The sequence below is a fragment of the Micromonospora sp. WMMA1923 genome, from assembly GCF_049179195.1.
Lineage (GTDB): Bacteria > Actinomycetota > Actinomycetes > Mycobacteriales > Micromonosporaceae > Micromonospora > Micromonospora yangpuensis.
The window spans coordinates 3,713,489-3,740,473 of record NZ_JBMHLZ010000001.1; the positions used below are offsets into that span (position 1 = coordinate 3,713,489).

Genomic DNA, 26,985 nt, shown 5'->3' on the forward strand with positions numbered 1-26,985 from the left:
CACCACAGGCCAGCGGCGGTGGTGAGAAGGGCCCCCTGCTATACCGAAAGCGTTAACCGGGGGCCCTTCCTTTCACCTCACAGGACTACGGAGACCATGCGGCCCTTGACGACAATGACCTTGCGGGGGTCCTTGCCGGAGAGGATGCCGGCCACGGCTTCCAGGGCCGCGGCGCGCACGGTGTCCTCGGCGGCGTCGGCGGGGACCTCGACGCGGCCCCGGACCTTGCCGTTCACCTGCACCGGGTAGGTCACCGTCTCGGCCACCAGCAGGGCCGGGTCGGCGGTCGGGAAGTCGACGTAGGTGAGCGAGCCGGTGTGGCCCAGCCGCTGCCACAGCTCCTCGGCCACGTGCGGGGCGAACGGGGCCAGCATCAGCACCAGTGGCTCGGCCACCTCGCGGGGGGTGGCCGGCAGCCGGGTCAGCCCGTTGGTCAGCTCGATCAGCTTCGCGATCGCGGTGTTGAACCGGATCCCCGCCATGTCGGCCCGGACCCCGTCGATCACCTTGTGCAGCAGCCGGCGGGTCGCGGCGTCGGCCGGCTCATCGGTCACCCGTACCGCGCCGGTCTGCTCGTCGACGACCGCCCGCCAGACCCGCTGCAGGAACCGGTACGAGCCGACCACCGCCCGGGTCTCCCACGGGCGGGACACCTCCAGCGGCCCCATCGACATCTCGTACACCCGGAAGGTGTCCGCGCCGTAGACGGCGCACATGTCGTCGGGGGTGACCACGTTCCGCAGCGACTTGCCCATCTTGCCGTACTCGCGGCGGACCTCGTCGTCACCCAGGAACCAGCCGCCGTCGCGCTCGACGACCTCCTCGGCCGGCACGTACGAGCCGCGCGTGTCGGTGTACGCGTACGCCTGGATCATGCCCTGGTTGAACAGCCGGCGGTACGGCTCGAACGACGAGACGTGGCCCAGGTCGTACAGGACCTTGTGCCAGAAACGCGCGTACAGCAGGTGCAGCACCGCGTGCTCGGCGCCGCCGACGTACAGGTCGGTGCCCCCGCAGTCGCCCTCGCCCTGCGGGCCCATCCAGTACCGCTCGTTCTCGGCGTCGACGAACCGGCCGGAGTTGGTCGGGTCCAGGTAGCGCAGCTCGTACCAGCAGGAGCCGGCCCACTGCGGCATCACGTTGGTCTCGCGGGTGTAGCGCTTCGGCCCGTCGCCCAGGTCCAGCTCCACCTCGACCCAGTCCCGCCGACGCGACAGCGGGGTCTCCGGGGAGCTGTCGGCGTCGGTGGGGTCGAACGTCTTCGGCGAGAAGTCGGCCACCTCGGGCAGCTCGACCGGCAGCATCTCCTCGGGCAGCGCGACCGCGTTGCCGTCGGCGTCGTAGACGATCGGGAACGGCTCGCCCCAGTAGCGCTGCCGGGAGAAGAGCCAGTCACGCAGCCGGTAGGTGACCGCGCCGGTGCCGTGGCCGTTGGCCTCCAGCCACTCGATGATCCGGGCCTTGGCCTCGGTGACCCCCAGGCCGTCCAGGTCCAGGCCGCGTTCGGGCGCGGCGCTGTTGATCGCCGGGCCCTCCCCGGTGTACGCCTTGCCGTCGAAGCCCTCGCTCGGCTGCACGGTACGCACGATCGGCAGGTCGAAGACCTCGGCGAAGGCCCAGTCCCGCTCGTCCTGGCCGGGCACCGCCATGATCGCACCGGTGCCGTAGCCGGCCAGCACGTAGTCGGCGACGAAGATCGGGATCTGGCCGCCGGTGACCGGGTTGACGCCGTACGCGCCAACGAAGACGCCGGTCTTCTCCCTGGTGTCGGCCTGCCGCTCCAGGTCCGTCTTGGCCGCCGCCGCCTTCCGGTACGCCTCGACGGCCGCCCGGGGGTTGGCGTGCCCACCGGTCCAGGCGTCCCGGGTGCCGGCCGGCCAGGCCGCCGGCACCAGCGCGTCGACCAGCTCGTGCTCGGGCGCCAGCACCAGGTAGGTGGCCCCGAAGACGGTGTCCGGCCGGGTGGTGAAGACCCGGATCGGCTCCCGGTTTGTGCCGAAGTCGATGTGTGCGCCGGTGGAGCGGCCGATCCAGTTGCGCTGCATCAGCTTGATCGGCTCGGGCCAGTCCAGGGCGTCCAGGTCGTCCAGCAGCCGGTCGCCGTACGCGGTGATCCGCATCATCCACTGCTTCAGGTTGCGCTTGAAGACCGGGAAGTTGCCCCGGTCGGAGCGTCCGTCGGCGGTGACCTCCTCGTTGGCCAGCACGGTGCCCAGCCCCGGGCACCAGTTCACCGGCGCCTGCGAGACGTACGCCAGCCGGTGGTCGTCGACGATCGCGCGCTGCTCGGCGGCGCTCAGCTCGGCCCAGGGCCGACCGTCCGGGGTGGGTCGCTCACCGGCGGCGAACCCGGCGACCAGTTCGGCGATCGGGCGGGCCCGGCGCGCGTCGGTGTCGTACCAGGAGTTGAATACCTGCAGGAAGATCCACTGGGTCCAGCGGTAGAAGTCGGTGTCGATGGTCGCCACCGACCGCCGCTCGTCGTGGGCCAGCCCCAGCCGGCGCAGCTGCGTGCGGTACCGCTCGATGTTCTGCTCGGTGGTGGTGCGGGGGTGGGTGCCGGTCTGCACCGCGTACTGCTCGGCGGGCAGGCCGAACGCGTCGAAGCCCATCGCGTGCAGCACGTTGCGCCCGGCCATCCGCTGGAAGCGGGCGTAACAGTCGGTGCCGATGTAGCCCAGCGGGTGCCCGACGTGCAGGCCCGCCCCGGACGGGTAGGGGAACATGTCCAGCACGTACATCTTCTCGGCGCCGGCGCGCGGGTGGCTCGGGTCGGCCAGCGGACCGGTCGGGTTGGGCGCGTGGAAGGTGCCCTCCCGCGCCCAGGTGTCCTGCCACCGGCGCTCGATCTCGCCGGCCAGCTGCGCGGTGTACCGGTACGGGGGAACGTCGCCCGTCGGTGCGGCGGCCTCAGTCATGGCGTCTCCTCGGCGCGTTCTGCTCGAAACGGTGGTCGGTGTGGCGGGGTCGGGACTCTGCTGCGGGCACGAAAAAGCCCCTCACGCAAGAGGGGCCGCCGTGCTGCTCACGCGTCTGCGCGGATCAGCACGGCCCGGTAAGAAGCAGGAAGACTCCGGCCATGCCCGGCAGTGTACCCCGCCGCCGCGGCCCGGGTGCCCGCCGCCGCGGCCCGGGCCCTGCTGTCGGGGGTACGGGTCGCCTGCCGGCCGCGGATTAACCCAGCGCAGTCGTCCGGCGACGACCGGTCGCCTCTCCCGGTGGATATTCCCCGGGTAACCCGGCGTCGACCTGCGGGGGTCGGCGATAACCGTAAACATGGTTAGCCTGAGAGACCAGTGAGATTCCTGCGGCAGACGAGGCTGACCCGTCGCGTGCCCGTCGGCGGGGCCCGGTGCCCTGCGACGAAGCTGCCGTCGGAGGCGACGAGGAGGAGGCCCGTGACACAGCAGACCTGGGACGAGGTGGGCGGACTGCTGCCCGACGACGAGTTCCGCACCGCCAGCGAAGCCATCGTGGGCAACATCGAGCAGGTCATCGAAGGCAAGACCGCCACGGTGCGGCTCGCCCTGGCCGTCCTGCTCGCCGAGGGCCACCTGCTCATCGAGGACGTCCCGGGGGTGGGTAAGACCAAGCTGGCCAAGGCGCTGGCCCGCTCCATCGACTGCTCCGTACGCCGCATCCAGTTCACCCCCGACCTGCTGCCCAGCGACGTGACCGGGGTCAGCGTCTACAACCAGGAGACGCACGACTTCGAGTTCCGCCCGGGTGCGGTCTTCGCCAACCTGGTCGTCGGCGACGAGATCAACCGGGCCTCGCCGAAGACCCAGTCCGCGCTGCTGGAGTGCATGGAGGAGCGGCAGGTCACCGTCGACGGTGTCACCTACCAGCTGCAGACGCCGTTCATGGTGATCGCCACCCAGAACCCGATCGAGATGGAGGGCACGTACCCGCTGCCGGAGGCCCAGCGTGACCGGTTCACCGCCCGAATCGCGATGGGGTACCCGGGTCCGGAGGCGGAGCTGGCCATGCTGGACGGGCACGGCGCCCTCGACCCGTTGCAGGAGCTGCGCCCGGTCTCCGACGCGGCGACGGTGCGTCAGCTGATCGCCACCGTGCGGCAGGTGCACGTCGCCGACGCGGTCAAGCAGTACGCGATCGACCTGGTCACCGCCACCCGGGAGGCCCCCGAGCTGCGACTGGGCGCATCCCCCCGGTGCACCCTGCAGCTGCTGCGCACCGCCCGTGCGGTGGCCGCCCTGGAGGGCCGCGACTACGTCCTCCCCGACGACCTGCAGACGCTGGCCGTGCCGGTGCTGGCCCACCGGATCATCCCGACCGCCGACGCGCAGCTCGCCCGGCGTACCACCGACGCGATCGTCGCCGAGCTGGTGCACCGGCTGCCCCTGCCGCACGACCGGCAGCGTTCCCCGTACGACACCCGGTCCGCAGGCGGCAACGGCCGGCCGCCGTTCGAGCCCCGGAGGCCGTGACCGTGCGTGACGGGCTGCGCGGCCTGACCACCCGGGGTCGGTCCTTCCTGGCCGCCGCGGTCGCGGCGGCCATCTCCGCCGGCATCCTGGGCGAGAAGGACCTGCTGCGGGTGGCCGTGCTGCTGGCCGTCCTGCCGTTGCTCGGCGCGGCCTACGTCGGGCGGAGCCGGTACAAGCTGGCCTGCAGCCGGTCGCTGGATCCGCACCGGGTGCCGGTGGGGGCCAGTTCCCGGGTGGTGTTGCGGCTGCAGAACATGTCCCGGCTGCCCACCGGGACGCTGCTGCTGGAGGACCGGCTGCCGTACGCGCTGGGCAGCCGGCCCCGGGTGGTGCTGGAACGGCTCGGCGCCCACCAGGCCAGCTCGGTGGCGTACACGGTCCGCGCCGACGTGCGCGGCCGGTACGAGGTGGGTCCGCTGGTGGTCCGGATGACCGACCCGTTCGGGCTCTGCGAGCTGAGCCGGTCCTTCCCCAGCACCGACCACCTGACGGTGATTCCGCAGGTCACCCCCTTGCCGTCGATCCGGCTGCCCGGCGAGTACGCCGGCAGCGGTGACAGCCGGGCCCGGTCGGTGGCGGTGCACGGCGAGGACGACACGGCGACCCGGGAGTACCGCCGCGGCGACGACCTGCGCCGGGTGCACTGGAAGTCCACCGCCCGCACCGGTGAGCTGATGGTCCGGCGCGAGGAGCAGCCCTGGGAGAGCCGGGCCACGGTGGTGCTGGACACCCGCGCGTACGGCCACAAGGGTGACGGGCCGACGGCGAGCTTCGAGTGGGCGGTCTCGGCCGCCGCGAGCGTCGCGGTGCACCTGCGGCAGTCCGGTTACAAGCTGCGGTTGGTCACCGGCTCCGGGGTGGACGTCGACGCCGGTGAGGGCACCGGGGACGGCATGGTCCTGGACCAGTTGGCCGACGTCCGGCTGGACCGGCACATCGAGATCACCGAGCTGGTCCAGCGGGTCCGTCAGCGCGCCGACGGCGGCCTGATCATCGCCCTGCTCGGGTCGCTGAGCCCCGCCGAGGCGGAGCTGCTGTCCGGGCTGCGCGGCAACGGGGCGACCTGCGTCGGGTTCCTGCTGGACAGCTCGACCTGGCTCAGCCTGCCCCCGAAGGCCCGGACCGAGGCCGAACACGCGCACGGTACGGCCGCGCTGGCCCTGCTGCAGAACGGCTGGCGGGTGATCGGCGTCGACCACGGCGCCCAACTGCCGGCGCTCTGGCCCCAGTCGGCCCGGGGCTCGCAGGGCTTCGCGCTGCGGGCGGCGATGGCCGAGACGGTGTCCGGGGGCAGGAAGTGACGATCGACCAGTGGAACGGAGTGGCGTGGTGACCGCGCACCGCAATCTCGGCTTCGTCGCGGCGGCGGCGACGCTGCTGGCCTCGGCGCCGTTGTCGGCCATCTTCGAACGGTGGACCTGGCTGATCCAGTCGGCTGTCGTGGTGGCCGCGGTGGCCGGCGTGGCGGCGTTGACCCGGCTGGTCCGGGCCCCGCTGTGGGGCCAGGTGCTGGGCATGCTCGCCGGTCTGCTGCTCGCCCTGAACTGGCTCTTCCCCAGCGGCAGCGGGCTGGCCGCGCTGGTGCCCACCCCGGGCACCTTCGCGCACTTCGGCACCCTGCTCGGCGCGTCGCTGGAGGACATGCGCTCGTACGGGGTGAAGGTGCCGGACACCGACCCGTTGCTCTTCCTCGCCGTGCTCGGCATCGGCGCGGTGGCGGTGGTGGTCGACGTGCTCACCGTCGGGCTGCGCCGGCCGGCGCTGGCCGGCCTGCCGATGCTCGCGATCTACTCGGTGCCGGTCGCCGTCTACGTCGACAGCGTGCCCGCCGTGCCGTTCGTGGTCGGTGCCGTGGGCTACCTGTGGCTGCTGGTCACCGACAACATCGTCCGGGTACGCCGGTTCGGTCGCCGGTTCACCGGTGAGGGCCGCGACGTCCACGTCTGGGAGGCGTCCCCACTGGCCGCGGCCGGCCGGCGGTTGGCGGTGGTCGGGGTGGCGTTGGCCGTCGTGCTGCCGCTGGCGGTGCCGGGGATGTCCGGTGGGCTGCTCAACCGGCTGGGCAACGGGGCGGGCACCGGCACCGGCGGCCCCGGACAGGGCGGCGCGCCCGGTCGGATCGACCTGTTCGCCTCGCTCAGCGGCCAGCTCAACCAGTCCCAGGTCACCGACCTGATCAAGGTGACCACCACCGAGCCGAACCCGTTCTACCTGCGGTACGGGGTGGCCGACGTGCTGGAACCCAACGGCTTCCGGGTCCGTAGTCCCAGTGGCCGGTCGGTCGCCCAGGAGCTGCCCGACCCAACCGCGCGGGCCGCGAGCGGCGTCGAGCAACGCCAGTACCGGGCCACGGTGGAGATCAGCCGGGACCTCATCATGCCGCTGCTGCCGACCTACGCCGAGCCGGTGCGCACCGAGGACCTCAGCGGCAATTGGCTCTACGACCCCAACCTGCAGGTGCTCTTCTCCAACCGGGAGACCTCGCGGGGCAAGCAGTACTCGTTCGACTACGTACGCTCGGCGTTCACGCCCGACCAGCTGCGGGCGGCGCGTACCCTGCCGGCGGAGAACGAGATGCGGCGCCGGTACACCAACACCCCGCCGGTGACGGAGGTCGAGCAGCTGGTCAGTGGGTTGGTCCAGGGGCAGCGCACCGACTACGACAAGGTCCGCGCGATCTACGAGTACTTCTCCGCGGAGAACGGTTTCAGCTACCGGCTGAGCACCGAGGGCGGCACCAGCGGCCAGGACATCGTCAACTTCCTGGACAACAAGGTCGGTTTCTGCCAGCAGTACGCCGCCGCGATGGCGTGGCTGGTGCGGGCGGCGGGCATCCCGGCCCGGGTGGCGTTCGGCTTCACCAACGGCAGCCAGCGGGACGGCAACACGTACACGCTCACCAACCGCAACCTGCACGCCTGGACGGAGGTCTACTTCGACCGGTTCGGCTGGGTGCCGTTCGACGCCACGCCCACCTACGGGGTGCAGGGGTCGACCCGCTCCGAGTGGGCCCCGGACACCGACGCGCCCGAGCCGACCAGTCCCGAGGCCGACACCCCGGCCGCACCGGACGACCCGGCCGCGCCGGCTCCGGCCGAGCAGCAGGACGCCGCCGAGCAGGACATCGACACCGGCTTCGACCCGGCCGGTGGCGCACCGGTCGACGAGTCGCCCCGCTGGCCGTGGTGGACGCTGGGGATTCTCGGTCTGCTGGCGCTCTCGGCCGCACCGGCGCTGCTCCGGCTGGCGCTGCGTCGACGGCGGGCCCGCCCGACGGCGGTCACCGCCCCGGCGACGACGGTGGACGACCCGACCGGGTCGACCGCTACCGGCGACCGGCAACTGGTGGTCGAGGTGGACGCCGACCGGGCCCGGGCGCACGCCCACGCCGCGTGGGACGAGCTGGTGGACACGCTTGTCGACTACCGGGTCCCGGTGGACCGGACGGAGACGCCCCGGGCCACCGCCGACCGGCTGGCCGGTGCCGCCCTGACCGGGCACGCCTCCGCCGCCACGGCGGCCCGGCTGCTCGGTCACGCCGAAGAACGGGCCCGGTACGCCCGCACTCCGCTGACCGGCGAGGACCTGCCGCCCGCACTGCACACGGTGCGCAGCGCGCTGGCCGAGCAGGCCGACCGGAGGACCCGGCTGGTGGCGACGGTCCTGCCCCCGTCGACGCTGCTGCGCTGGCGGACGGCCCTGGCGGAGTCGTCGGGCCGGCTGGTGGCCGCCTCGGGGCAGCTACGCCAGCGGCTGGTGCGCTGGAGTCCCCGGCGGCTCATCGCCGACCGCGCCACCCGCTGACGGCGAGCTGACACCGCGGCCGCCCGGGACAGTCGTCCCGGGCGGCCGCATCATGACGGGGATCGGTGTGCCGGGCGGACGTGACGGGCGGACGTGACGGGCGTGACGGGCTCTCAACGGGCAGCAAGATGCCACGAGGCTCGTCGGCTCCGCGACCTGCCTCGTGGCTGCTGGCTCGTCCCGCCCACTGTGCCGGCAGGACGAGCTGACCCATCAGGCCGGCTCAGCGAGCTGGTCCAAGCCCAGCGAGCTGAACCGGCTCCCTATCGGACCGGCTCAGCGACCGGCCCGGCTCAGCGGTGCCCTTCCGGGCGCTGCCGCCACCGGTCCTCCATCCGGTCCAGCATCGACGACCGACGCCCCGAACGGCCCCGGGGCCGCCGGCGGCTCGTCGTGCCACCCACCACGTGCAGGTCCGGTGACTGGGCCCGACGATGCGACTGCACCGCGAACGCCGCCGAGGCCAGCATCACGACGAAACCCGCCACCGCCAGCGGCGGCGTCTTGATCACCGCGCCGTAGACCAGTAGGGCGAGGCCAACGATGATCACGGCGGCAGCGACGAGCAGGCGACGCCGCGCGTGGAAACGCGGGTCGCTGGCGCGCACGGCCGAGGCGAATTTGGGGTCCTCGGCAAGCGACTGCTCGATCTGCTCGAACAGCCGCTGCTCGTGCTCCGAGAGCGGCACGGCACTCCTCCCCGGTCACATGGGTCGGCCCACTCGGGTCGACAGACCGTGGCAGCCATTCGGCTGCTTACCCGCAAGTCTACGAGGGGGGTCGCGCGTCGGAAAGCGGGACGACCTACGGGTGGGGAGGATTTTCGTTTCGACGGGGATCGGCCCTGCCGAGCAGACTGGCCGGACCTATGACGGACCGCCCGAATCGGGCAGCCGCGGCGTCCGCCGCGGCCTCCGCCTCCCGCCAGCCGCGCTCGGGAGCGCCGAGCGCGAGTTGCTGTGGGGTCTGGGCCGCGGCGGCCAGACCCTCCATCCGGAGCCCGACCAGTCGGATCGGCTCGGTCGGGTCCAGAGCGGTGAACAACGCCCAGCCGGTGTCGAACATCTCCCGGGCGGTGTCCGTCGGCACGTCGAGGGTGCGGGACCGGCTGACGGTGCGAAAGTCCGCCCACCGCACCTTCACCGCGACCGTCCGCCCGACCTGGCCGGCTCGGCGCATCCGGGAACCTACCCGCTCGGCGAGCGAGAGCAGGGCCCGGCGGATCTCCTCGGGGTCGGTGACGTCCACCTCGAAGGTCACCTCGGCACCTATCGACTTTTCCACGTGCTCCGGCACGACCCGGCGGTGGTCCCGCCCGGTGGCCAGGGCGTGCAGGTGCGTGGCGGCGGCCTCGCCGAGGGCCCGGCGCAGCATGCCGGCGGGCGCCTCGGCGAGATCACCGATGGTGTTCAGGCCGAGCCGGTGCAGGGTCGCCGCCGAGCGCTCCCCCACCCCCCACAGCGCCGAGACCGGCAACGGGTGCAGGAACTCGATCACCCGGGCGGCCGGCACCACCAACAGGCCGTCGGGTTTGGCCCGGGTGGAGCCGAGCTTGGCCACGAACTTCGTCGAGGCCACCCCCACCGAGCAGGTAAGCCCCAGCTCCCGCACGACGCGGGCCCGGATCAGCCGGGCGATCTCCACCGGCCGGCCGAACAGCCGCCGGGCCCCGGCCACGTCGAGGAACGCCTCGTCGAGCGAGAGGGGCTCGACCAGCGGGGTGACGTCCCGGAAGATCGCCATCACCGCCCGCGACGCCGCCGTGTACCGGGTGAAGTCCGGCGGCAGGTAGACCGCGTGGGGACAGAGCGCCCGGGCCCGCGCGGTCGGCATGGCGCTGCGGACGCCGTACCGGCGGGCCTCGTAGCTGGCGGAGCTGACCACGCCGCGGTTGCCGACCCCACCCACGACCACCGGCCGACCCCGCAGCTCGGGGCGGTGCCGCACCTCGACCGAGGCGAAGAAGGCGTCCATGTCGACGTGCAGGATCGAGCACCCGGTGTCGTCCGCGTCCGGGCCGGCGCCCGGACCGAGACCCGCGCCCGGACCGAAGCGTGGATCACCACCGCGCGGCAACCACTGGCTACGCCCCATCCCCGCAGGTTAGCCGCCGGCTACGACAACCCGGCCGGTCGGCCCCGTACGACCAGCAGCGGGACGGTCATCTCGACGGCGGTGTCCGCGCCGTGGTACCCCACCAGCCGGGACGCCATCGGCGGCTCGGACCGGGTGGCCACCACCGCGTGGGTGTCCCGGCAGATCACCACCACGTCACCGAGGCGCGCCAGGTGCGCCGGGGCCACCGGCCCGAACCAGCCGGTGGCCACCGCCTCGTCGCGGGTGAGCACCCGGGCGGCGGCACCCAGCGTCGCCGACCAGGCGGCCAGCACGTCGTGCTCCGCTCCTGGCTCGACGTGCAGGTAGCGGACCCGGGGCTCGCCCGTGACCAGCCGCACCCCGGCCCGCAGAAGCGGATCGGCGTCCACGTCGACGCGGTGTTCCACCGGGATGTTGAGCTGCCCGTGGTCGGCGGTGACCAGCAGCGCCGCATCCGCCGGCAGTCCGTCGACCAGCCGGGCCAGCAGCGCGTCCAGCTCGGCCACGGCGACCCGCCAGTGCGGCGAGTCGACGCCGGTGACGTGCCCCCACCGGTCCACGTCCGGGTGGTAGCCGGAGACCAGGGTCGGCCCGGTGCCGGCGGCCAGCGCGGTCAGCAGCTCGACGGCGAGCGCGTCGAGGTCGGCGGCGCCCCGGAAGTCACCACCCCGGTTCGCGGCCAGGGTCAGGCCACTGCCGCCGTGTTCCGGGCGGCTGACCACGGTCGTGGTGACTCCGGCGGCCCGGGCCCGCTGCAACTGGGTGGGCACCGGCTGCCAGCGCGCCGGATCCGGGTCGTCGCCCCACTCGATGTGGCTGAGCACCCGGTCGCTGCCGGGCACCCGGACCCGGAAGCCGAGCACCCCGTGCTCGCCCGGCGCGACCCCGGTGCCCAACGTCACCAGGCTGGTCGGGGTGGTCGACGGGAAGCCGGTCACGATCGGTCGGCCGGCGGTCGCGGCGAGGCCGGCCAGCGTCGGCGCGTGCGGGGCGGCCACCGGGATCTGGTACCAGCCGAGGCCGTCGACGAGCAGCACGGCGATCCGGCGTACCCCGGCCAGCCGGGGCGCCAGCCCCAACCGGTCGACCGCACCCGGCACCCCGAGCACGGCCAGCGCGCTGGGCAGCACGTCGACCAGACCGTCCCCGGCGTAGCGGGGCGCCACCGGCGTCAACGGGTCCGCCGGCGGAACGTAGCGGCTCATGCCGGCCGACGGGCGAAGACGTGCAGCGCGGCGGCCAGGTCCCGGTAGGGCGACCGGCCGGCCAGGGCCTGTTCCAGGTCGAGCAGGGCCGCCGGCTGGCTGTCGGCCACCGCGGCGGGCAGCAGGTCGGCCAGGACCCGTACCCCGTGGATCTCCTCGACCACCGCCCCGGCGGCGCGCAGCAGGTCGGCGGCGCTGTCGGCGTCGTAACGGCGGCGCAGGGTGTCCTTGGGGCCGGCGGTGCCGGCCGGGTCGGCGGCGAGCGTGGCGGCGGTGTCCAGGTGGCCGTTTGTCGCGCGGGCCAGCACCGCGGCGGCCCGGCCGGCGACCAGCACGCTGGCCGCGCCGCCCGGCCGCAGCGCGGCGACCAGGGCCGCCACCACCGGGGCCGGGTCGTCGACCACCTCCAGGACGGCATGGCAGAGCACCAGGTCGACGCTGCCCGGCTCGACCAGACCGGCGAGCGCGTCGCCGTCGCCCTGCACGGCGCGTACCCGGTCGGCGACCCCGGCCTCGGCGGCCCGGCGGGTCAACGCGGCGAGCGCGTCGGGGCTGGCGTCGACCACGGTGACCTGGTGTCCGGCCCGGGCCAGCGGCACGGCGAAACCGCCGGTGCCGCCGCCCACGTCGAGCATGGTCAGTCGGTCACCGCCGCGCCGTTCCAGCTCGGCCCGGAGCACCGACCAGATCACGGCGGTACGCGGGGTCAACGGCGGCCCGGCGAGCGGGTCTCGGGTCTGCTCCACCCGGTCGAGCCTAGTCACGGCCGCCCGGGCGCGCAGGGCCCCCTCCGGTGCCCCGCAGGTGTGGCCCCGGGGTCACACCTGGTTGGTGGCGGGAGGCTCGTCCTCGGCGCGGGACCGGCGGTCGTTGGCCACCGGGCCGTCGGTCACCGCGTACTCCCGCGACTCGGCGTGGTGGACCGGTACCCACCCCGCACCGAGCCGGGTCCGCCGCGTGTTGGCCACCGCGTTGTAGCCGTTGTTGCCCATGCTGTTGTTCTTCCTCTCCACGGACGACGAGATCACCAGATCTTCGCCGGCACCCGACGGGACCAACAAGATGCTCCCGTGAGGCGGCTACGCGCGAGTCTCTCCCGAGAATCGTCGCGGTAAACAGCGTTGTGACATTGTCGACGGTTCGCCACCGGTCCGCGACCGCCGCGCCGGACCGGCGGCGCGGGCTCAGCGGAAGTCCCGGGAGGCGGGATTGACCGGCGCGTCGATCGCGTCGAGCCGGTCGGCGGTGAGGCCGGTGACCCCCTCGTGACGCTGCAACCGACCCCGCACCACCAGGGCGGCGCTGGTCCTGGCCACCCGGCGGTAGCGCTGCCACAGCCCCGGTGAACAGGTCACGTTGAGCATCCCGGTCTCGTCCTCCAGGTTGAGGAAGGTCACCCCACCGGCGGTCGCCGGCCGCTGCCGGTGGGTGACGATCCCGCCGACCCGGATCCGGCGACCCGGCTCCACCCGCCCCAGCCCGGCGATCGGCACCGCCCCGAGCGCGTCGAGCCGGTCCCGCAGGAACCGGGCCGGATGGCTCTCCGGCGACAGGCCGGTGGCCCAGACGTCGGCGACGAGGCGGTCCACCGCCGCCATCCCGGGCAGCATCGGCGCGGCGGTGCCGGTGACCGTGCCGGGCAACCGGCCCGGTGCGTCCTGGGCCGCCGCGCCCGCCGCCCAGAGCGCCTGCCGCCGGGTCAGCCCGAAACAGGCGAAGGCGTCCGCGGTGGCCAACGCCTCCAGCTGCCCGGCGGTCAGGCCGACCCGCCGGGCCAGGTCCGGCATGTCCCGGTACGGCCCGTGCGCCGTCCGCTCCGCCACGATCCGCGTCGCCGCGTCGTCACCGAGGGTACGTACCCCGGACAGTCCCAACCGGACGGCCGGCCCGCCCAGCCCCCACCGCGACGGCGGCTCCCCCGGGACGCTGCCCCACCGGGTGCTCGGGGTGCTCTCCAGGCAGGCGTGCACGTCGCTGGCGTTGACGTCCGGCCGGCGTACCTCGACGCCGTGCCGGCGGGCGTCGTCGACCAGGGTCTGCGGCGAGTAGAACCCCATCGGCTGGGCGGCCAGCAGGGCGGCCAGGAACGGGCCGGGGTGGTACCGCTTGAGCCAGGAGCTGGCGTACACCAGGTAGGCGAAGCTCATCGCGTGGCTCTCCGGAAAACCGTAGCTGGCGAAGGCGGTGAGCTTGCGGTAGACGTCGTCGGCCAGCTCGCCGGTGATGCCCCGCCGCGCCATGCCGGTGTAGAGCCGGTCGGCGATCCGTTCCATCCGCTCCACCGAACGTTTCGCCCCCATAGCCCGACGCAGCTGGTCGGCCCCGGCCGCGTCGAAGCCGGCCAGGTCGATGGCGAGCTGCATCAACTGCTCCTGGAACAGCGGCACCCCGAGGGTCTTCTCCAGCGCGTTGCGCATCAGCGGGTGGGCGTACGTCACCGGCTCCTGGCCGTTGCGTCGCCGGATGTACGGGTGCACCGAGCCGCCCTGGATCGGGCCGGGCCGGATCAGCGCCACCTCCACCACCAGGTCGTAGAACTCGCGGGGCTTGAGCCTCGGCAGGGTGGCCATCTGGGCGCGGCTCTCCACCTGGAACACCCCTACCGAGTCGGCCCGGCAGAGCATGGCGTACACCTCGGGGTCGTCCAGGCCCATCTCCCCCAGGTCCAGGCTCGCGCCGATCATGTCGTAGCCGTAGTGCAGGGCCGAGAGCATGCCGAGGCCGAGCAGGTCGAACTTGACCAGCCCGACGGCGGCGCAGTCGTCCTTGTCCCACTGCAGCACGCTGCGACCGGGCATCCGCCCCCACTCCACCGGGCAGACCTCGATCACCGGCCGGTCGCAGATCACCATCCCGCCGGAGTGGATGCCCAGGTGCCGGGGGAAGGTCTGCACCTCGTCGGCGTACGCCACCACCTGCTCGGGGATGCCCTCCACGTCGACCGTGGCGACCGGCCCCCAGCGGTCGATCTGCTTGCTCCAGGCGTCCTGCTGGCCGGGGGAGAAGCCGAACGCCCTGGCCACGTCCCGCACCGCCGACCGGGGGCGGTAGGAGATGACGTTGGCCACCTGGGCGGTGTGCTCCCGGCCGTACCGGGCGTAGACGTGCTGGATCACCTCCTCCCGGCGGTCGGACTCGATGTCCACGTCGATGTCGGGTGGGCCGTCACGTTCCGGGGCGAGGAACCGCTCGAAGAGCAGCCGGTGCCGGACCGCGTCCACGTTGGTGATCCGCAGCGCGTAGCAGACCGCCGAGTTGGCCGCCGAGCCCCGCCCCTGGCAGTAGATGTCCTGCGCGCGGCAGAACGCCACGATGTCGTAGACCACCAGGAAGTAGCCGGGAAAGCCCAGCTCGTCGATCATCCGCAGCTCGTGCTCCAGCTGCCCGTACGCCTCGGGGTGCGCCTCGGGCGGGCCGTAGCGCTCGCCGGCCCCGTCCATGGTCAGCTTGCGCAGCCAGCTCATCTCGGTGTGCCCCGGCGGCACCGGGTACGCCGGCAGCCGGGGCGCCACCAGTTGCAGGTCGAAGGCCAGCTCCGCGCCGAAGGTGGCAGCCCGGGCCACCGCGCCCGGGTACCCGCCGAAGCGGGCCGCCATCTCCGCGCCGCTGCGCAGATGGGCGGTGCCGGCGGCGGGCAGCCAGCCGTCGATCTCGTCCAGGCTGCGCCGGGCCCGCACCGCCGCCAGGGTGGTGGCCAGCCGTCGCCGCCCCGGGGTGGCGTAGTGCACGTTGTTGGTGGCCACCGTGGGCAGCCCCGCCGACGCGGCCAACTCGGCGAGGGCGTCGTTGCGGTCGCCGTCGACCGGGTGCCCGTGGTCGGTCAGCTCCACCGCCACCGTCTCCGCGCCGAACAGCGCGGTGAGCCGGTCCAGCTCCCGGGCCGCGGCGTCGACGCCCGCGTCGAGCAGCGCCGCCGGTACGTGCCCCTTGCGGCAACCGGTGAGCACCAGCACGTGGTCACGCAGCTCGGCGGCCACCTGCTCCAGCTCGCCGTAGACCGGGCGGCCCTTCTCCCCGCCGCGCAGCTGGGCCCGGGCGATGGTGGCGGCCAGCCGGGCGTACCCCTCGTGGCCGTGGGCGAGCAGCAGCAGGTGCCGACCCTGCGGGTCCGGCTCGCCGTGTTGCGGGCCGGGCAACCCCAGCGACAGCTCCGCGCCGAAGACCGTCGGCAACCGCAGGGTACGGGCCGCCTCGGCGAACCGGACCACCCCGTAGAAGCCGTCGTGGTCGGTGACGGCGAGCGCGGTGAGCCCCAGTCGGGTGGCCTCCTCGGCCAGCTCCTCCGGATGGCTGGCCCCGTCGAGGAAGCTGAAGTTGCTGTGGGCGTGCAACTCGGCGTACGGCACCACGTCGGTGGGCGGCGCCGGGTGGTCCCGCCCGGCCGGCGGTCGGTACGGCTGGCGGTGCCGGCTCCAGGCCGGTGCGTCCCCGCCGTCGGCGTCGACCGCGAGAGGGTCCACCACGTGCAGGTGCCGCTGCGCCCGCCCGGCGGGGCGGCCCGCCGCGCCGGGACGGCCGGAGAGCACCTGTTCCAGCTCCGACCAGGGCAGCTTCGGGTTGTGGAAGCTCACCGGACCACTCCCCCACGAGAACCCGGAAAGATATTGGAAGAAAAGTGCCCCTGGAGGGGCCGAAATCTTCCAAGATCTTTCCGGCCGGCCGAGCCGCCCGGGAGGCAGCCATCGACCGCGGGTAGGTCAGTCATAGATCGCCTCCACCCGCCACTGACCGGCCCGCACCACCAGCAACAGGGCGGCACCGTCGGCCAGGCAGACCTGGAACCGGGCCCGTCGGGACGCCTCGGCCGGCGCCCACCAGCGTTCGTCCACCGGCCACGGACCGGCCCACCCCACGATCCGGGCGGGTTTCGCCGTACCGACGACCAGTCGACACGGCACGGCGGTGAGCTGTAGCCGGGCGCTCACCTCGACCGGCCGGCCGGCGTCGTCGTGGACGGTCGCGGCCAGCGGCGCGGGCAGCACCACCGCCGGCGCGGGCGGTGGCAGCCGCCCCGGCCACGGCGGTTCACCCGGCCACGGCGGTTCACCCGGCCGGGCCACCCCGGCGGAGGACGCCGCCCCGCCCCGGGCCACCCCGGCGGAGGACGATGCAGCACCCCGGGCCACCGCGGCGGAGGACGCCGCGCCCGGAGGTAGGGGTGGCGCACCCGGGCGGGCCGGCAGTCGTTCGTCGCCCCAGGGCACCAGGCGTACCTGGTCGGCCGGGGAACGGCCGCCGCCCAGCACGGCGGTGACCACCGACTCCGGACCGAGGATTCCCTGTACCCGGCTCAACGCCCGGTGCGCCCGGTCCCGTTCCTCGCCGGCCTCCCCCCACAGCCCGGGTTGCAACCCGACCTGGGCCAGCAGCCCGTCGGGGACCAACCGCAGCCGGACGATCCCGGCGGTCGGCCGGGGTGGTCGGGAGTTCGGGTGTCGACCGCCGCCGGAGAGCCAACCGTCGAGTTGCCAGCGGACCCGGTCGGCGATGGCGGCGGCGGTCAACAGTCCGTCGTGTCGCCACACCCGGTGCAGTTCCTGGCCGTGTGCGGTGACCGCCTCGATGCCGAGTCGGGTGCAGGCCAGTCCGTACCCGGCGAGTCGACGGTGCAGCTCTTCGGCCAGGGCCCGGCCGGCGAAGGCCGCCGCGTCGACCCGGTCGACCGGCTCGTCGTACGCCGCGGTCACGGTGAGGTCGGTCGGCGGCTGCCGGGGGGCGAGCGGTCGGTGGTCCCGACCGGCGGCGAGCCGGTGGGCCAGCGCGCCGTCGAAGCCGAACCGGGTAAGCACGTCGCCGGCGGGCAACGCGGCGAAGCCGCCCAGGGTACGTATCCCGAGCCGACGCAGCAGGTCGGCCAGGGCCGGCCGGCCCAGTGCCTCGACCGGTCGGCCGGCGAGGAACTCCGGCGTCTCGCCCGGTGGCACGATCCGGCCGGTACGGGCGGCCAACCCGGCGGCGAAGACCCCGTCGGCGATCCCCACCTGGCCCTCCACCGCGCAGGACTGGGCGACGTGTTCGACGAGCTGTTCGGCGGCGGTCTCCTCGCCACCGAGGTAACGGCTCGGGCCCCGGGCCGCCACCGCGCAGGCACCGGCGCGGACCACCTCGACCCCGGCGACCACCTCCTCGACTGCGGCGACCACCGGCTCGAACGCCCGGGCGTCCCGGCCGGGGTCGTGCTCGACCACCGTCAACTGTGGGCAGCGCCCCTGGGCCTCGCGTTTGCGCAGCCCCCGGCGCACCCCCTCGGCCCGGGCCGGTTCCGAGCAGGCCACGACCCGGTTGGCGTGCAGCACCGCGACCGGTCCGGTGGCCGGTACCCCGTCGACGATCTCGGCGGCGAGCACCGGCCAGTCCGGGCACCAGAGCAGCATCGTCCGCACCGGCCCACCGGCCGTCCCCGCGTTCCCGGTCATACCAGCGCGACCAGCGGGCCGCTGGTGGTCGCCGGGGCGACCGGGGCGGTGCTCGGGTGGGGCGGACGCGCGGTGGCGGACCGGGGGATGATCCGGGTGCGCTCGGCACCGGGCAGCCACAGCCTGATCTCCTTGGGGCGCGCGGCGGCACCCCGCCCCCGGGCGGAGACGGTCACCTCCCGGCGGCGGAGCCGGCCCCGGCCCGCCCCGAGCCCCTCCCAGACCCCCCGGACCACCTGCAGGGTGACGTCCGCACCGGTCCACCGCCCGTACGGCACCAGCACGCTGCCCCGTTGACGGGCCCGGGCGGCCAACCGGTGGGCGGCCGAGGGGGCGACCGTCTCCGGCGCCATGGTGACCACCAGGTCCACCCCGTCGATCAGCGCGGCGACGACGGTCGCCCAGTCCGGCCCCGGGTCCGGCACCAGGGCCAGCCGGTCGAGGACGACACCGGCCTCGGCCGCCGCGCCGGCGGCGAGGCCCGGCACCCCGACCACGGCACACCAGGAACCGGTCCGGGACGCCTCGGCGAGCAGCGCCAGCAGCAGCGATGTGCCGCCGCTGTGCCGGGGATGCCCGGTGGCGACCGCGACAGTGCTGCCCCGGCGCAGCCCACGGTGGGGCAGCAGACCGGTCAGCTCGGGGGCCACCGGGAGCATCCGGTGACCACCGGTCGGCCCCGGCGCGCTCGCCGGAGCGACCAGGCCGGCGAGCGCGGTGGAGCCGACCACCATACGGCCCGCCATCGGACCTACCCCCCGTCGTGTGTCTGCTGGGTCAACTGCCGTCGGACGCCCGGCCGGCGGTCAGGCGGCGAGACCATCGAGTGGGGGTTGGTGGGCGATGCCCAGTGCGGTCTCCACCACCGTCACGAACGCCTCGGCGGCGCGGAGCAGATCGTCGGCCTCCCGGGCGTTGACCACCCGGGGGATGCCGGCCTCGGCAGCGGCTCGTTTACCGGCGGCCGAGGCGAAGAACCGGGCCCACTCGTCGAGCTCCGGGGCGACCGTGCCGAGCAGGACCCACACGCTGGTGACCCGGTTGCGGCGGGCGGGCGAGGGGCGGGCCCGGGCGGCGAGCAACGCCGCGGCCGCCCGCAGCGCCGCCAGGTGGGCGGCCGCGTAGCGCAGACCGTCGGGTCGGGTCTGGGCGGCCTCGGTCAGCCCGCGACGGGCCACCGCGAGCAGTTGGGGCGCGGTGCGGTGGGGCAGTACGTGCGCCGGCACCGTCGGTGCCTGAGCCGGACTGGTAGGCATGTGTCTCCTCCACGGGCCGAAGCGGTCACCTCGCCGGCGGCGGAGCTCAGGAGCCCACACCCCGGCGAGACGTCCAGGCGGCGCGGAGGAAGACGCGCCATGGTGACGACCGGCCGGGTGTGGACGCTTCCCCACACCACACCCGGCCGGCGAAACCGGCGGGTTCGTCGTCCGCCGCCCGGGGGTCGTGGGCGGCGGACGACGTTCCTGCCTGACGGGACCGGACTCGCGACTGCCCGGTGCCCGGCGCGGTCCGCGGAACCGCGCCTGCCGGGAGCCGGTGCCGCGAAACACCTCTCCCGGCGTTGGAACGCACGTACGAGTAAATCGAACACGCGTTCTAACACTGCCGACAGTACACCTCCCCCACGACAAAAACGCAACGTCCGGCCAGCTCCAGCGTGGCGGGGTGTCCGCGGGGGCTAGCCCGGCGTGGAGAGCGAGTTGTACTCCTCGGCCGGCTGCTGACCGGAGAGCTCCCGGATGGCGGCCATGATCTCGTCGGTGGCCGCCCGCCGGGCCCGACCACCGGCTGCACCCGTCGGTGGCGGGGTGAACCGCAGCGGCGTACCGAAGTGCACCGTCAGCCGGCCGGGCCGGGGCAGCCGGGCGCCGACGGGCTGGATCCGGTCGGTGCCGCCGACGGCGACCGGGACGACCGGAGCGCCGGAGGCCAACGCGAGCCAGGCCACCCCGGTCCGCCCACGGTAGAGCCGACCGTCCCGGGACCGGCTGCCCTCCGGGTGGATGCCGAACGCCTGCCCGGCGGCGAGGACCCCGAGCGCGGCGTCCAGGGCCGCCTGCGCGGCACGATGGCCACCCCTGGGTACCGGTACGGCGTCGACGGCGGTCAGCACGGTCCGCAACAGCCAGCCCTTCACCCCCGGCTGCCGGAAGTACTCGGCCTTGGCCAGGAAGGCCACCGGGCGGGGCGCGACCAGCGGGACGACGAAGCTGTCCAGCACGGACAGGTGGTTGACGGCCAGGATCACCGGCCCCTGCCGCGGGATGTTCTCCCCGCCCCGGACCTCCGCCCGGAACAGCAGCCGCACCAGCGGGGCGAGCACCGATCGTGCGGTCGTCTGCAACAGCATCTCGTCCCCCGGGGGCGTCGGTACGGGCGTGGCGGCGGGTGGGCGGCCACCGCGCACATTGTCTACGGGCACCGCGCACCCGCTCCCCGCGCCCGCCGCAACTCCCACCGCATGCAAGTCCCATGAACGGGGCCAGGTCCGGTGTACGACAGGCGGCAAACCGCGCACTCCGTTGACACGAATAATCACGCGCTGCTTCCCTGTCGACATCGCGCGGACGAATGTTCCGCAATTTTTCGACAGCAGTAACAATCGGAGGGAACCGTGTCGCACAGCCCGTTCCACCGCAGCGTCGCCAGCCGGCTGCTCATCCTTTCCGCACTCGTCCTGCCGCTGTTGTACGCCACCGGCGCGACCGCCGCCCCGACAAGAACCACCGACCGTGCAGGAACCATCGACCGCGCCGGAACCGCCGACCCCGCAGGTACCGCCGGAACCGCCGGTCCGGCCGCAACCGGTGTCCCGGCGACGGTCGACGCCGACGGCACCGCCCGGTTCACCCGCGCCGCCGGCCCGGCCACCGACCCGGCGCGGTACTGGACGGCCCGGCGACTGGCCGCCGCGACCCCGCTGGACGAGACGGCGAAGACGGCAGCCGCCACCGGGGGCGCGCGCACCCCACTGCCCCGGCCCGACGCCGTGGTCCGGTACGCCACCGGCGAGGCCGCCCCGGCCGCGGCCGCCCGACGGGCGGTGCAGCTCAACGAGTCGATCACGGTCGGGAAGATCTTCTTCACCAACTCGACCACCGGTGCGGGCAACTACTGCTCCGCGAGCGTGGTCAACAGCGCCGCGCGCAACATGGTCTTCACCGCCGCGCACTGCCTGCACGACGGGCCCGGTCGCACCTGGCACACCGCGAACTGGATGTTCGTCCCGTCCTACCGGGACGGCGCGCGGCCCTACGGCAGCTGGAGCTGGTCGACCCTGGCCGTGCCGAGCGGGTGGGTCAGCACCCGCGAGCGGCAGTACGACGTCGGCGTGGCGCTGGTGATCGGCAGTCGCTCCGTGGTCGACGCGGTCGGCGCCAACGGCCTGCTCACCGGGGGCGGCCGGACGTACCACTACGACATCTTCGGCTACCCGGGCAACCGCAGCGGTGGCGAGGTGCAGTGGGTCTGCTCCGGCACCTCCTCCGACGGCGGCAGCAACCGGATCGAGATGGGCTGCCCCTGGGGCGGCGGGGCCAGCGGCGGCCCCTGGTACTACCGCTACGACAACAGCACCAGAATCGGCGACGTACACGGGGTGACCAGTTACACCAACGATCGCGACAATCCCTCGTACATCGGTTCTCCGTATTTCTCGGACGCCGTTGTCGGCACCCTCTACCGGACGTACGCCAACCGGACCTGGTGACCGACGGGGACGCAATTTACATTCACTTTCCGGGGGCGTCCCGGCCAGCTCGACCGGGACGCCCCGAATCAGTTTCCGCCGCCTGCCGACACCGGTGCGTGGCACGATGGACGAGATGGCACGGAGCCACGAAGGGAGTTTGGCGATGACCGGTCGAGCCGTGATCGGAGCGGGCGTCGCCGTCCTCGTGCTGCTCGGTGGGGCCGCCGGAGTCGCCGGGTGGCTGCGGGTCGGCGGTGACCGGCCGGTCGGCGGCCCGCCCGCCGGGATCAGCGAGACGACCCGCTCCACCAGCGCACCGCAGGAGGCCGCGGAGTACTGGACCCCGGAGCGGATGCGCGACGCCGAACCGGCCCCGATGCCCGAGGGGCGCACTTCCTGACCCGCCCGGCCGACGAGGCCACCGCCCGGGCACCGGCGAGATGGAACGCCAGGTACCGGGGAGATCCCGGGGACCGGCACCGGGGACAATGGCCGGCATGCCCGGTACCCCGGAGTTGGTCACCCTGCACGTGTGGCGGATCCGCCCGAGCGCGCTGCCCCGGGCGCTGGTCCGGATGGCACTCGACCCACGCCGGTTGCGGGCCACCGACGGCGTCCGGTTCGGCAAGGTGCTCGGCACCGGGACCGGCACCGGTTTCGGCCCCGGCGACGCCGACCCGACCCGCTGGGCGGCGCTGACCGTGTGGGACGACCCGAGCGCCGCCGCCCGGTTCGACACCTCGCCGGTCGGCCGGGCCTGGGCCCGCCTCGCCGCCGCCGCCGTCCGGGTCGACCTGCGCCCGCTGAGCAGCCGGGGCGAGTGGTCCGGCCAGCGCCCCTTCGGTGACCCGCCCGGCGGCCGGGTCGACGGGCCGGTGCTGGCGCTGACCCGGGCCCGGCTGCGTCCGGCCCGGACCCTCACCTTCTGGCGGGCGATACCGCCGGTGGCCGCCGCCCTGCACGCCGCGCCGGGTCTGCTCGCCCGCTTCGGCGTCGGCGAGGCCCCGCTCGGTTGGCAGGGCACGGTCACCGTGTGGCGCGATCCGACGGACCTGGTCGGGTTCGCGTACCGTCACCCCGAGCACCGGGCGGCGATCACCCGGACCGCCAGCGAGAACTGGTACGCGGAGGAGCTTTTCGCCAGGTTCGCGGTGCGGGACGTGGTCGGTGACCGGACGGTGCTGGGTTGGGTCGCCGACGGCGACGCGGGAACGGTGAGGGGCGGACAGGCGTGAGGTTGGTGCGGTGGACGCCGGACGATCTCCTGCGGCGGCTGGACGACGTGGTCGCCGTCTACGGCGAGGCGATGAACTACCGCGCCGGCCTGTTGGAGGCCCGACGTGGTTACATCGCCACCCACGTCCGCCGCCCCGACTTCCGCGCGGTGGCCAGCCTGACCCGCGAGGGTCACCTGGCCGGTTTCGGGTACGGCTACCGGGGATCGGCCGGCCAGTGGTGGCACGACCAGGTGTACCGGGCCCTGGCGGTGCCGGAACGGCAGCGCTGGCTGACCGACTGTTTCGAGGTGGTCGAGTTGCACGTCCGGCCCGCGGCGCAGGGCCACGGCCTGGGTGCCCGACAGCTGCGGGCGCTGCTCGGCATGGCCCCGGGTGGCACCACCCTGCTCTCCACGCCGGAGGCCGACGAGCAGACCTCACGGGCCTGGCGGTTGTACCGCAGGTTCGGTTTCGTCGACGTCCTGCGGCACTTCCACTTCCCCGGCGACGAGCGCCCCTTCGGCGTACTCGGTCGGGACCTGCCGTTGGCCCCGGCCGAGCAGGGCCCGTCGTGACCCGGCACCGGCTGCCCTGGCTGATGCTGGGCGCGTTGATCCTGGCCCAGATCTGCTACCCGTTGACCACCGGCGACACCCGGGCCGGGCTGACCGTGGCCACGGTGGTGCTGGGCTACCTGCTCTCGGTCGGCCACGCCCTGCTGACCCGGGGCCCCCGGACGGCGGCGGCGCTGGTCGCGGTGGCCACCGGCGGCGGCTTCGCCATCGAGGCGCTCGGGGTGGCCACCGGTTTCCCGTTCGGCACCTACGACTACTCGGGTGAGCTGGGCCCGAAGCTCGCCGGGGTGCCGTTGATCATCCCGTTGGCCTGGACCTGGATGGCCTGGCCGGCCTGGCTGGCCGCGGTCCGGCTCACCGGCGGGCCGGGACGGCTGCGACCGCTGCGCCGGATCGCGCTGGCCACCGTGGGGCTGGCCGCCTGGGACCTCTTCCTCGATCCGCAGATGGTCGCCGAGGGGTACTGGCGCTGGTTGAACGCCACCCCGGCGCTGCCCGGCCTGCCCGGCATCCCGGTCAGCAACTACCTGGGCTGGTTGCTCTTCGCGGTGCTGATGATGAGCGCGCTGCGGCCGCTGGCCGGGGCGGCGGTGGAGCACACCGGGCCGGCCGACCACCCGATGTTCGCGCTCTACCTGTGGACGTACTTCTCCAGCGTGCTGGCCCACGCGGTCTTCCTGGACCTGCCCGCCTCGGCGGTGTGGGGCGGGGTCGGCATGGCGGTGACCGCGGTGCCGCTGGCGGTGACCCTCGGCCGGCACCGCCGTCGCAGCCCACGACCCGACCGGCGGGACGAGCCGGTCGACGCCGGCGCGGTCGGCTGACGTGGGCCCCGGCCGCGGGTGCCGTGAGGTGAGCCGGTGACCGTCCTGTTCGCCCTGGTGCTCGGCGTCGCCGTGCTCACCGCGCACACCTGGGTCAACGCCACCCGCTGGCTGCGCCGACCCGGTGACCGACCGGCCGGGGTCGACGAGCCGGTCGCGGTGCTGCTGCCGCTGCGCGACGAGGCCGACCGGGTCGGTCCGTGCCTGTCCGCCCTGCTGGCCCAGCGGGGCGTGGCCGACCTGCGGATCGTGGTGCTCGACGACGGTTCCACCGACGGCACCGCCGAGGTGGTCCGGGCGACCGTCGGCGACGATCCGCGGGTCGACCTGCGCACCGGGGTCAGCCCGCCACCGGGTTGGCTGGGCAAGCCGCACGCCTGCCACCAGCTCGCCGGGCAGGCCGGCGCGGCGGGCGTCCTGGTCTTCGTCGACGCCGACGTGGTGCTCGCCCCGGACGCGGTCGCGGCGGCGGTCGGCGAGCTGCGTGCGGCCCGGGCCACCCTGCTGTCGCCGTACCCGAGGATTCTGGTGGGGTCGGTGGCCGAGCGGCTGATCCAGCCGCTGCTGCAGTGGTTGTGGCTGACCTTCCTGCCGCTGCGGGCGATGGAGGCCTCGGCACGGCCGTCGCTGGCCGCCGCCGGCGGGCAGTTCCTGGTGGTCGACCGGGCCGGGTACGACGCCGCCGGTGGCCACGCGGCCGTGCGTGACCGGGTGCTGGAGGACATCGAGCTGGCGCGGGCGGTGAAGCGGGCCGGCGGCCGGATCGCGCTGGCCGACGGTTCCCGGCTGGCCAGCTGCCGGATGTACCAGGACTGGCCGCAGCTGCGCGACGGCTACAGCAAGTCGCTCTGGGCCACCTTCGGGCACCCCGCCGCGGCGGCGGTCGTGGTCGGTCTGCTGCTGGCCCTCTACACCGTTCCCGTCCTGCTGGCCGTCGTCGCCGCGGTGGCCGGCGCGCCGCTGGTGACATTCGTCGCGTCGACCGGGTACCTGCTCGGGGTCCTCGGGCGGGTGATCAGCGCCCGGGCCACCGGCGGACGGTGGTGGCCCGACGCGCTGGCCCACCCGGTGTCGGTCGTGGTTCTCGGCTGGCTGACCCTGCGGTCGTACCATCTGCGGAAGCGGCGCCGGTTGTCCTGGCGGGGCCGCCCGGTGACCTAGGAGGCGCGACATGGCACGGATCGTGGTCATCGGCGCCGGGGTGGGCGGGTTGGCCACCGCCGCCCGGCTGGCCGCGGGCGGGCACGAGGTCACCGTCTGCGAACGGGCCGAGACCGTCGGCGGCAAACTCGGCAGGTACGTCCACGACACCCCGGCCGGCCCGTTCCACTTCGACACCGGCCCGAGCCTGCTCACCCTGCCGCAGGTCTTCACCGACCTGTTCGAGGCCACCGGAGCCAAGCTCGACGAGTACCTCGACCTGCTGCCGCTGGACCCGATCGTCCGGCACGTCTTCGCCGACGGCGGCCCCACCCTGGACTCCTGCGCCGACCCGGAGGTCTTCGCCACCCGGATCGCCGCCGCGTTCGGTGACCGGGCCGCCGCCGACTGGCAACGGCTGTGGCGGCGGGCCGGCCGGGTCTGGGACGCCTCCTGGCGGGACATCCTGCGCCGCAGCGTGGACTCGCCCCGCGACCTGGCCGCGTTGGCCTGGCGCCTGGGCGACCTGGCCGCCATCGCACCGGGGCGGACCCTGCGCGGGCTGGGCCGGCGGCACCTGCGCGAGCCGGGGCTGCGGATGCTGCTGGACCGGTACGCCACCTACACCGGCGCCGACCCGCGCCGCGCCCCGGCCGCGCTGGTCGCCGTCCCCTACGCCGAGTTGACCTTCGGCGGCTGGTATCTGCGCGGCGGGCTGGGCACCCTCGCCGACGCGCTGCTGTCGCGCTGCCTGGACCTCGGCGTGGTGGTGCAGACCGGAGCCACGGTGACCCGGATCGACGCCGCCGGCGGCCGGGTCCACGGGGTACGCCTCGCCGGCGTCGCCGCGCCGCTGCCCGCCGACGTGGTGGTGGCCAACGTCGACGCGCTCACCGTCTACCGGGACCTGCTGCCCGACCCGCGCCGGCTGGCCGGCCTGGCCGACCGGAGCCTGGCCGGTTTCGTGCTGCTGCTGGGCGTCGCCGGGAACTCCGGCCTGGCCCACCACAACGTCTTCTTCCCCCGCGACTACGACGCCGAGTTCGACGCGGTCTTCGGCGACCCGGGACGGGGCGTACCGGCCCGACCGGCCGTCGACCCCACCGTCTTCGTCACCGTCGCCGACGACCCGATGGTCCGCCCGGACGGCCACGAGGCGTGGTTCGTGCTGGTCAACGCCCCCCGCCAGGGCACCGCCGGATCGGCGGTCGACTGGCGTCGACCGGGGCTGGCCCAGGCCTACGCCGACCGGATCCTCGACGTGCTCGCCGAGCGGGGAGTGGACGTACGCGACCGGGTGCTGTTCCGCGAGATCCGTACCCCGGCCGACCTGGACACCGCCACCGGCGCCCCCGGTGGCGCGATCTACGGCACGGCCGGTGGCCTGCTACGCCCGGCCAACCGGGGCCCGGTCGCCGGGCTGTTCCTGGTCGGCGGCTCCAGCCACCCCGGAGGCGGGCTGCCGATGGTCACCCTCTCCGCCCAGATCGTCGCCACCGAAATCGGCCCCGCAGCGTAAGGAAGGGCCCCCTGTTAACGCATTCGGTAGAGAGGGGCACCCCTCT

20 protein-coding genes and 2 pseudogenes are annotated in these 26,985 nt (G+C 74.3%); 10 read left to right on the forward strand and 12 right to left on the reverse strand.

All coding sequences use genetic code 11. The features are described 5' to 3' along the window. Positions 1-77 precede the first annotated feature (77 nt). Positions 78-2,918: a leucine--tRNA ligase gene (leuS, locus tag ACN28G_RS16650; RefSeq protein ID WP_421479590.1), complete on the reverse strand. Its 2,841-nt coding sequence runs from the start codon at positions 2,916-2,918 to the stop codon at positions 78-80. 480 nt (positions 2,919-3,398) lie between these two features. On the opposite strand from leuS, the gene ACN28G_RS16655 reads away from it, so the two are divergent. From ACN28G_RS16655 to ACN28G_RS16665, 3 genes are read left to right on the forward strand one after another with little or no spacing between them, the layout of a single operon-like run. After that, the gene (locus ACN28G_RS16655) at positions 3,399-4,451 is read left to right on the forward strand and encodes an AAA family ATPase (RefSeq protein WP_091441137.1); all 1,053 of its coding nucleotides are present in this window, start codon (positions 3,399-3,401) and stop codon (positions 4,449-4,451) included. A 2-nt stretch (positions 4,452-4,453) separates the two neighbouring features. Beyond that, positions 4,454-5,752 carry a DUF58 domain-containing protein gene (locus tag ACN28G_RS16660; RefSeq protein WP_091446816.1) on the forward strand — a complete coding sequence of 433 codons (1,299 nt, stop codon included), beginning with the start codon at positions 4,454-4,456 and terminating at the stop codon, positions 5,750-5,752. A gap of 28 nt (positions 5,753-5,780) precedes the next feature. Then, positions 5,781-8,255, forward strand: coding sequence for a transglutaminase TgpA family protein (locus ACN28G_RS16665; protein WP_421480924.1), 2,475 nt, complete (start codon positions 5,781-5,783; stop codon positions 8,253-8,255). 293 nt (positions 8,256-8,548) lie between these two features. On the opposite strand, the gene ACN28G_RS16670 is transcribed toward ACN28G_RS16665, so the two are convergent. The 11 genes and pseudogenes from ACN28G_RS16670 to ACN28G_RS16720 all read right to left on the reverse strand — a co-directional run bounded on the left by ACN28G_RS16670 (position 8,549) and on the right by ACN28G_RS16720 (position 20,395). Continuing rightward, a complete protein-coding gene (locus ACN28G_RS16670; protein ID WP_091441140.1) occupies positions 8,549-8,944 on the reverse strand; it encodes a DUF3040 domain-containing protein in 396 nt (131 codons plus the stop codon). Between the two features lie 115 nt (positions 8,945-9,059). Next, positions 9,060-10,349, reverse strand: a complete 1,290-nt coding sequence (locus tag ACN28G_RS16675; protein WP_421479593.1) for a DNA polymerase IV — start codon at positions 10,347-10,349, stop codon at positions 9,060-9,062. A 20-nt stretch (positions 10,350-10,369) separates the two neighbouring features. After that, positions 10,370-11,557 (reverse strand): alkaline phosphatase family protein, encoded by a 1,188-nt coding sequence (locus ACN28G_RS16680; protein WP_421479595.1) that lies wholly within the window; start codon positions 11,555-11,557, stop codon positions 10,370-10,372. Further along, the gene (locus ACN28G_RS16685) at positions 11,554-12,321 is read right to left on the reverse strand and encodes a methyltransferase domain-containing protein (RefSeq protein ID WP_421479596.1); all 768 of its coding nucleotides are present in this window, start codon (positions 12,319-12,321) and stop codon (positions 11,554-11,556) included. The genes ACN28G_RS16680 and ACN28G_RS16685 overlap by 4 nt, the downstream gene beginning before the upstream one ends. A 54-nt stretch (positions 12,322-12,375) precedes the next feature. Further along, positions 12,376-12,585, reverse strand: a complete 210-nt coding sequence (locus ACN28G_RS16690) for a hypothetical protein (RefSeq protein WP_139135723.1) — start codon at positions 12,583-12,585, stop codon at positions 12,376-12,378. 156 nt (positions 12,586-12,741) lie between these two features. Continuing rightward, the gene (locus tag ACN28G_RS16695; protein ID WP_421479598.1) at positions 12,742-16,128 is read right to left on the reverse strand and encodes an error-prone DNA polymerase; all 3,387 of its coding nucleotides are present in this window, start codon (positions 16,126-16,128) and stop codon (positions 12,742-12,744) included. A gap of 126 nt (positions 16,129-16,254) precedes the next feature. Beyond that, positions 16,255-16,593 (reverse strand): annotated as a pseudogene (locus tag ACN28G_RS16700) (DNA polymerase Y family protein); the annotation flags it as partial. A 123-nt stretch (positions 16,594-16,716) separates the two neighbouring features. Next, positions 16,717-17,973 (reverse strand): annotated as a pseudogene (locus ACN28G_RS16705) (DNA polymerase Y family protein); the annotation flags it as partial. Beyond that, complete coding sequence (locus tag ACN28G_RS16710) at positions 17,970-18,719, reverse strand: hypothetical protein (protein ID WP_229688208.1); 750 nt, start codon at positions 18,717-18,719, stop codon at positions 17,970-17,972. The pseudogene ACN28G_RS16705 and the gene ACN28G_RS16710, both read right to left, overlap by 4 nt. A 60-nt stretch (positions 18,720-18,779) precedes the next feature. Further along, positions 18,780-19,229 (reverse strand): SAV_6107 family HEPN domain-containing protein, encoded by a 450-nt coding sequence (locus ACN28G_RS16715; RefSeq protein WP_091441159.1) that lies wholly within the window; start codon positions 19,227-19,229, stop codon positions 18,780-18,782. Between the two features lie 422 nt (positions 19,230-19,651). Next, positions 19,652-20,395 (reverse strand): lysophospholipid acyltransferase family protein, encoded by a 744-nt coding sequence (locus ACN28G_RS16720; protein WP_421479600.1) that lies wholly within the window; start codon positions 20,393-20,395, stop codon positions 19,652-19,654. Positions 20,396-20,587: 192 nt separating this feature from the next. Here ACN28G_RS16720 and ACN28G_RS16725 point away from each other — a divergent pair, with 192 nt between their 5' ends. The 7 genes from ACN28G_RS16725 to ACN28G_RS16755 all read left to right on the forward strand — a co-directional run bounded on the left by ACN28G_RS16725 (position 20,588) and on the right by ACN28G_RS16755 (position 26,939). Then, positions 20,588-21,682 (forward strand): hypothetical protein, encoded by a 1,095-nt coding sequence (locus ACN28G_RS16725; protein WP_421479602.1) that lies wholly within the window; start codon positions 20,588-20,590, stop codon positions 21,680-21,682. A gap of 145 nt (positions 21,683-21,827) precedes the next feature. Beyond that, the gene (locus ACN28G_RS16730; RefSeq protein WP_421479603.1) at positions 21,828-22,064 is read left to right on the forward strand and encodes a hypothetical protein; all 237 of its coding nucleotides are present in this window, start codon (positions 21,828-21,830) and stop codon (positions 22,062-22,064) included. Between the two features lie 97 nt (positions 22,065-22,161). Next, positions 22,162-22,899, forward strand: coding sequence for a monooxygenase (locus ACN28G_RS16735; protein WP_421479605.1), 738 nt, complete (start codon positions 22,162-22,164; stop codon positions 22,897-22,899). After that, positions 22,896-23,456: a GNAT family N-acetyltransferase gene (locus ACN28G_RS16740; protein WP_091441174.1), complete on the forward strand. Its 561-nt coding sequence runs from the start codon at positions 22,896-22,898 to the stop codon at positions 23,454-23,456. Before ACN28G_RS16735 ends, ACN28G_RS16740 begins: the two co-directional genes overlap by 4 nt. A gap of 23 nt (positions 23,457-23,479) precedes the next feature. Beyond that, positions 23,480-24,280, forward strand: coding sequence for a carotenoid biosynthesis protein (locus ACN28G_RS16745; protein ID WP_091446825.1), 801 nt, complete (start codon positions 23,480-23,482; stop codon positions 24,278-24,280). 36 nt (positions 24,281-24,316) lie between these two features. Next, positions 24,317-25,441, forward strand: coding sequence for a glycosyltransferase (locus ACN28G_RS16750; RefSeq protein WP_091441178.1), 1,125 nt, complete (start codon positions 24,317-24,319; stop codon positions 25,439-25,441). A 10-nt stretch (positions 25,442-25,451) separates the two neighbouring features. Continuing rightward, on the forward strand, positions 25,452-26,939 hold the full coding sequence (locus ACN28G_RS16755) for a phytoene desaturase family protein (protein WP_421479607.1): 1,488 nt from the start codon (positions 25,452-25,454) through the stop codon (positions 26,937-26,939). Positions 26,940-26,985 lie beyond the last annotated feature (46 nt).

Excerpts from the sequence above, each read along its gene's own strand:
- leuS (WP_421479590.1), bottom strand. The coding sequence starts at position 2,918 with ATGACTGAGGCCGCCGCACCGACGGGCGACGTTCCCCCGTACCGGTAC.
- ACN28G_RS16675 (WP_421479593.1), bottom strand. The coding sequence starts at position 10,349 with ATGGGGCGTAGCCAGTGGTTGCCGCGCGGTGGTGATCCACGCTTCGGT.
- ACN28G_RS16680 (WP_421479595.1), bottom strand. The coding sequence starts at position 11,557 with ATGAGCCGCTACGTTCCGCCGGCGGACCCGTTGACGCCGGTGGCGCCC.
- ACN28G_RS16710 (WP_229688208.1), bottom strand. The coding sequence starts at position 18,719 with ATGGCGGGCCGTATGGTGGTCGGCTCCACCGCGCTCGCCGGCCTGGTC.
- ACN28G_RS16715 (WP_091441159.1), bottom strand. The coding sequence starts at position 19,229 with ATGCCTACCAGTCCGGCTCAGGCACCGACGGTGCCGGCGCACGTACTG.
- ACN28G_RS16730 (WP_421479603.1), top strand. The coding sequence starts at position 21,828 with ATGACCGGTCGAGCCGTGATCGGAGCGGGCGTCGCCGTCCTCGTGCTG.
- ACN28G_RS16735 (WP_421479605.1), top strand. The coding sequence starts at position 22,162 with ATGCCCGGTACCCCGGAGTTGGTCACCCTGCACGTGTGGCGGATCCGC.
- ACN28G_RS16745 (WP_091446825.1), top strand. The coding sequence starts at position 23,480 with ATGCTGGGCGCGTTGATCCTGGCCCAGATCTGCTACCCGTTGACCACC.
- ACN28G_RS16755 (WP_421479607.1), top strand. The coding sequence starts at position 25,452 with ATGGCACGGATCGTGGTCATCGGCGCCGGGGTGGGCGGGTTGGCCACC.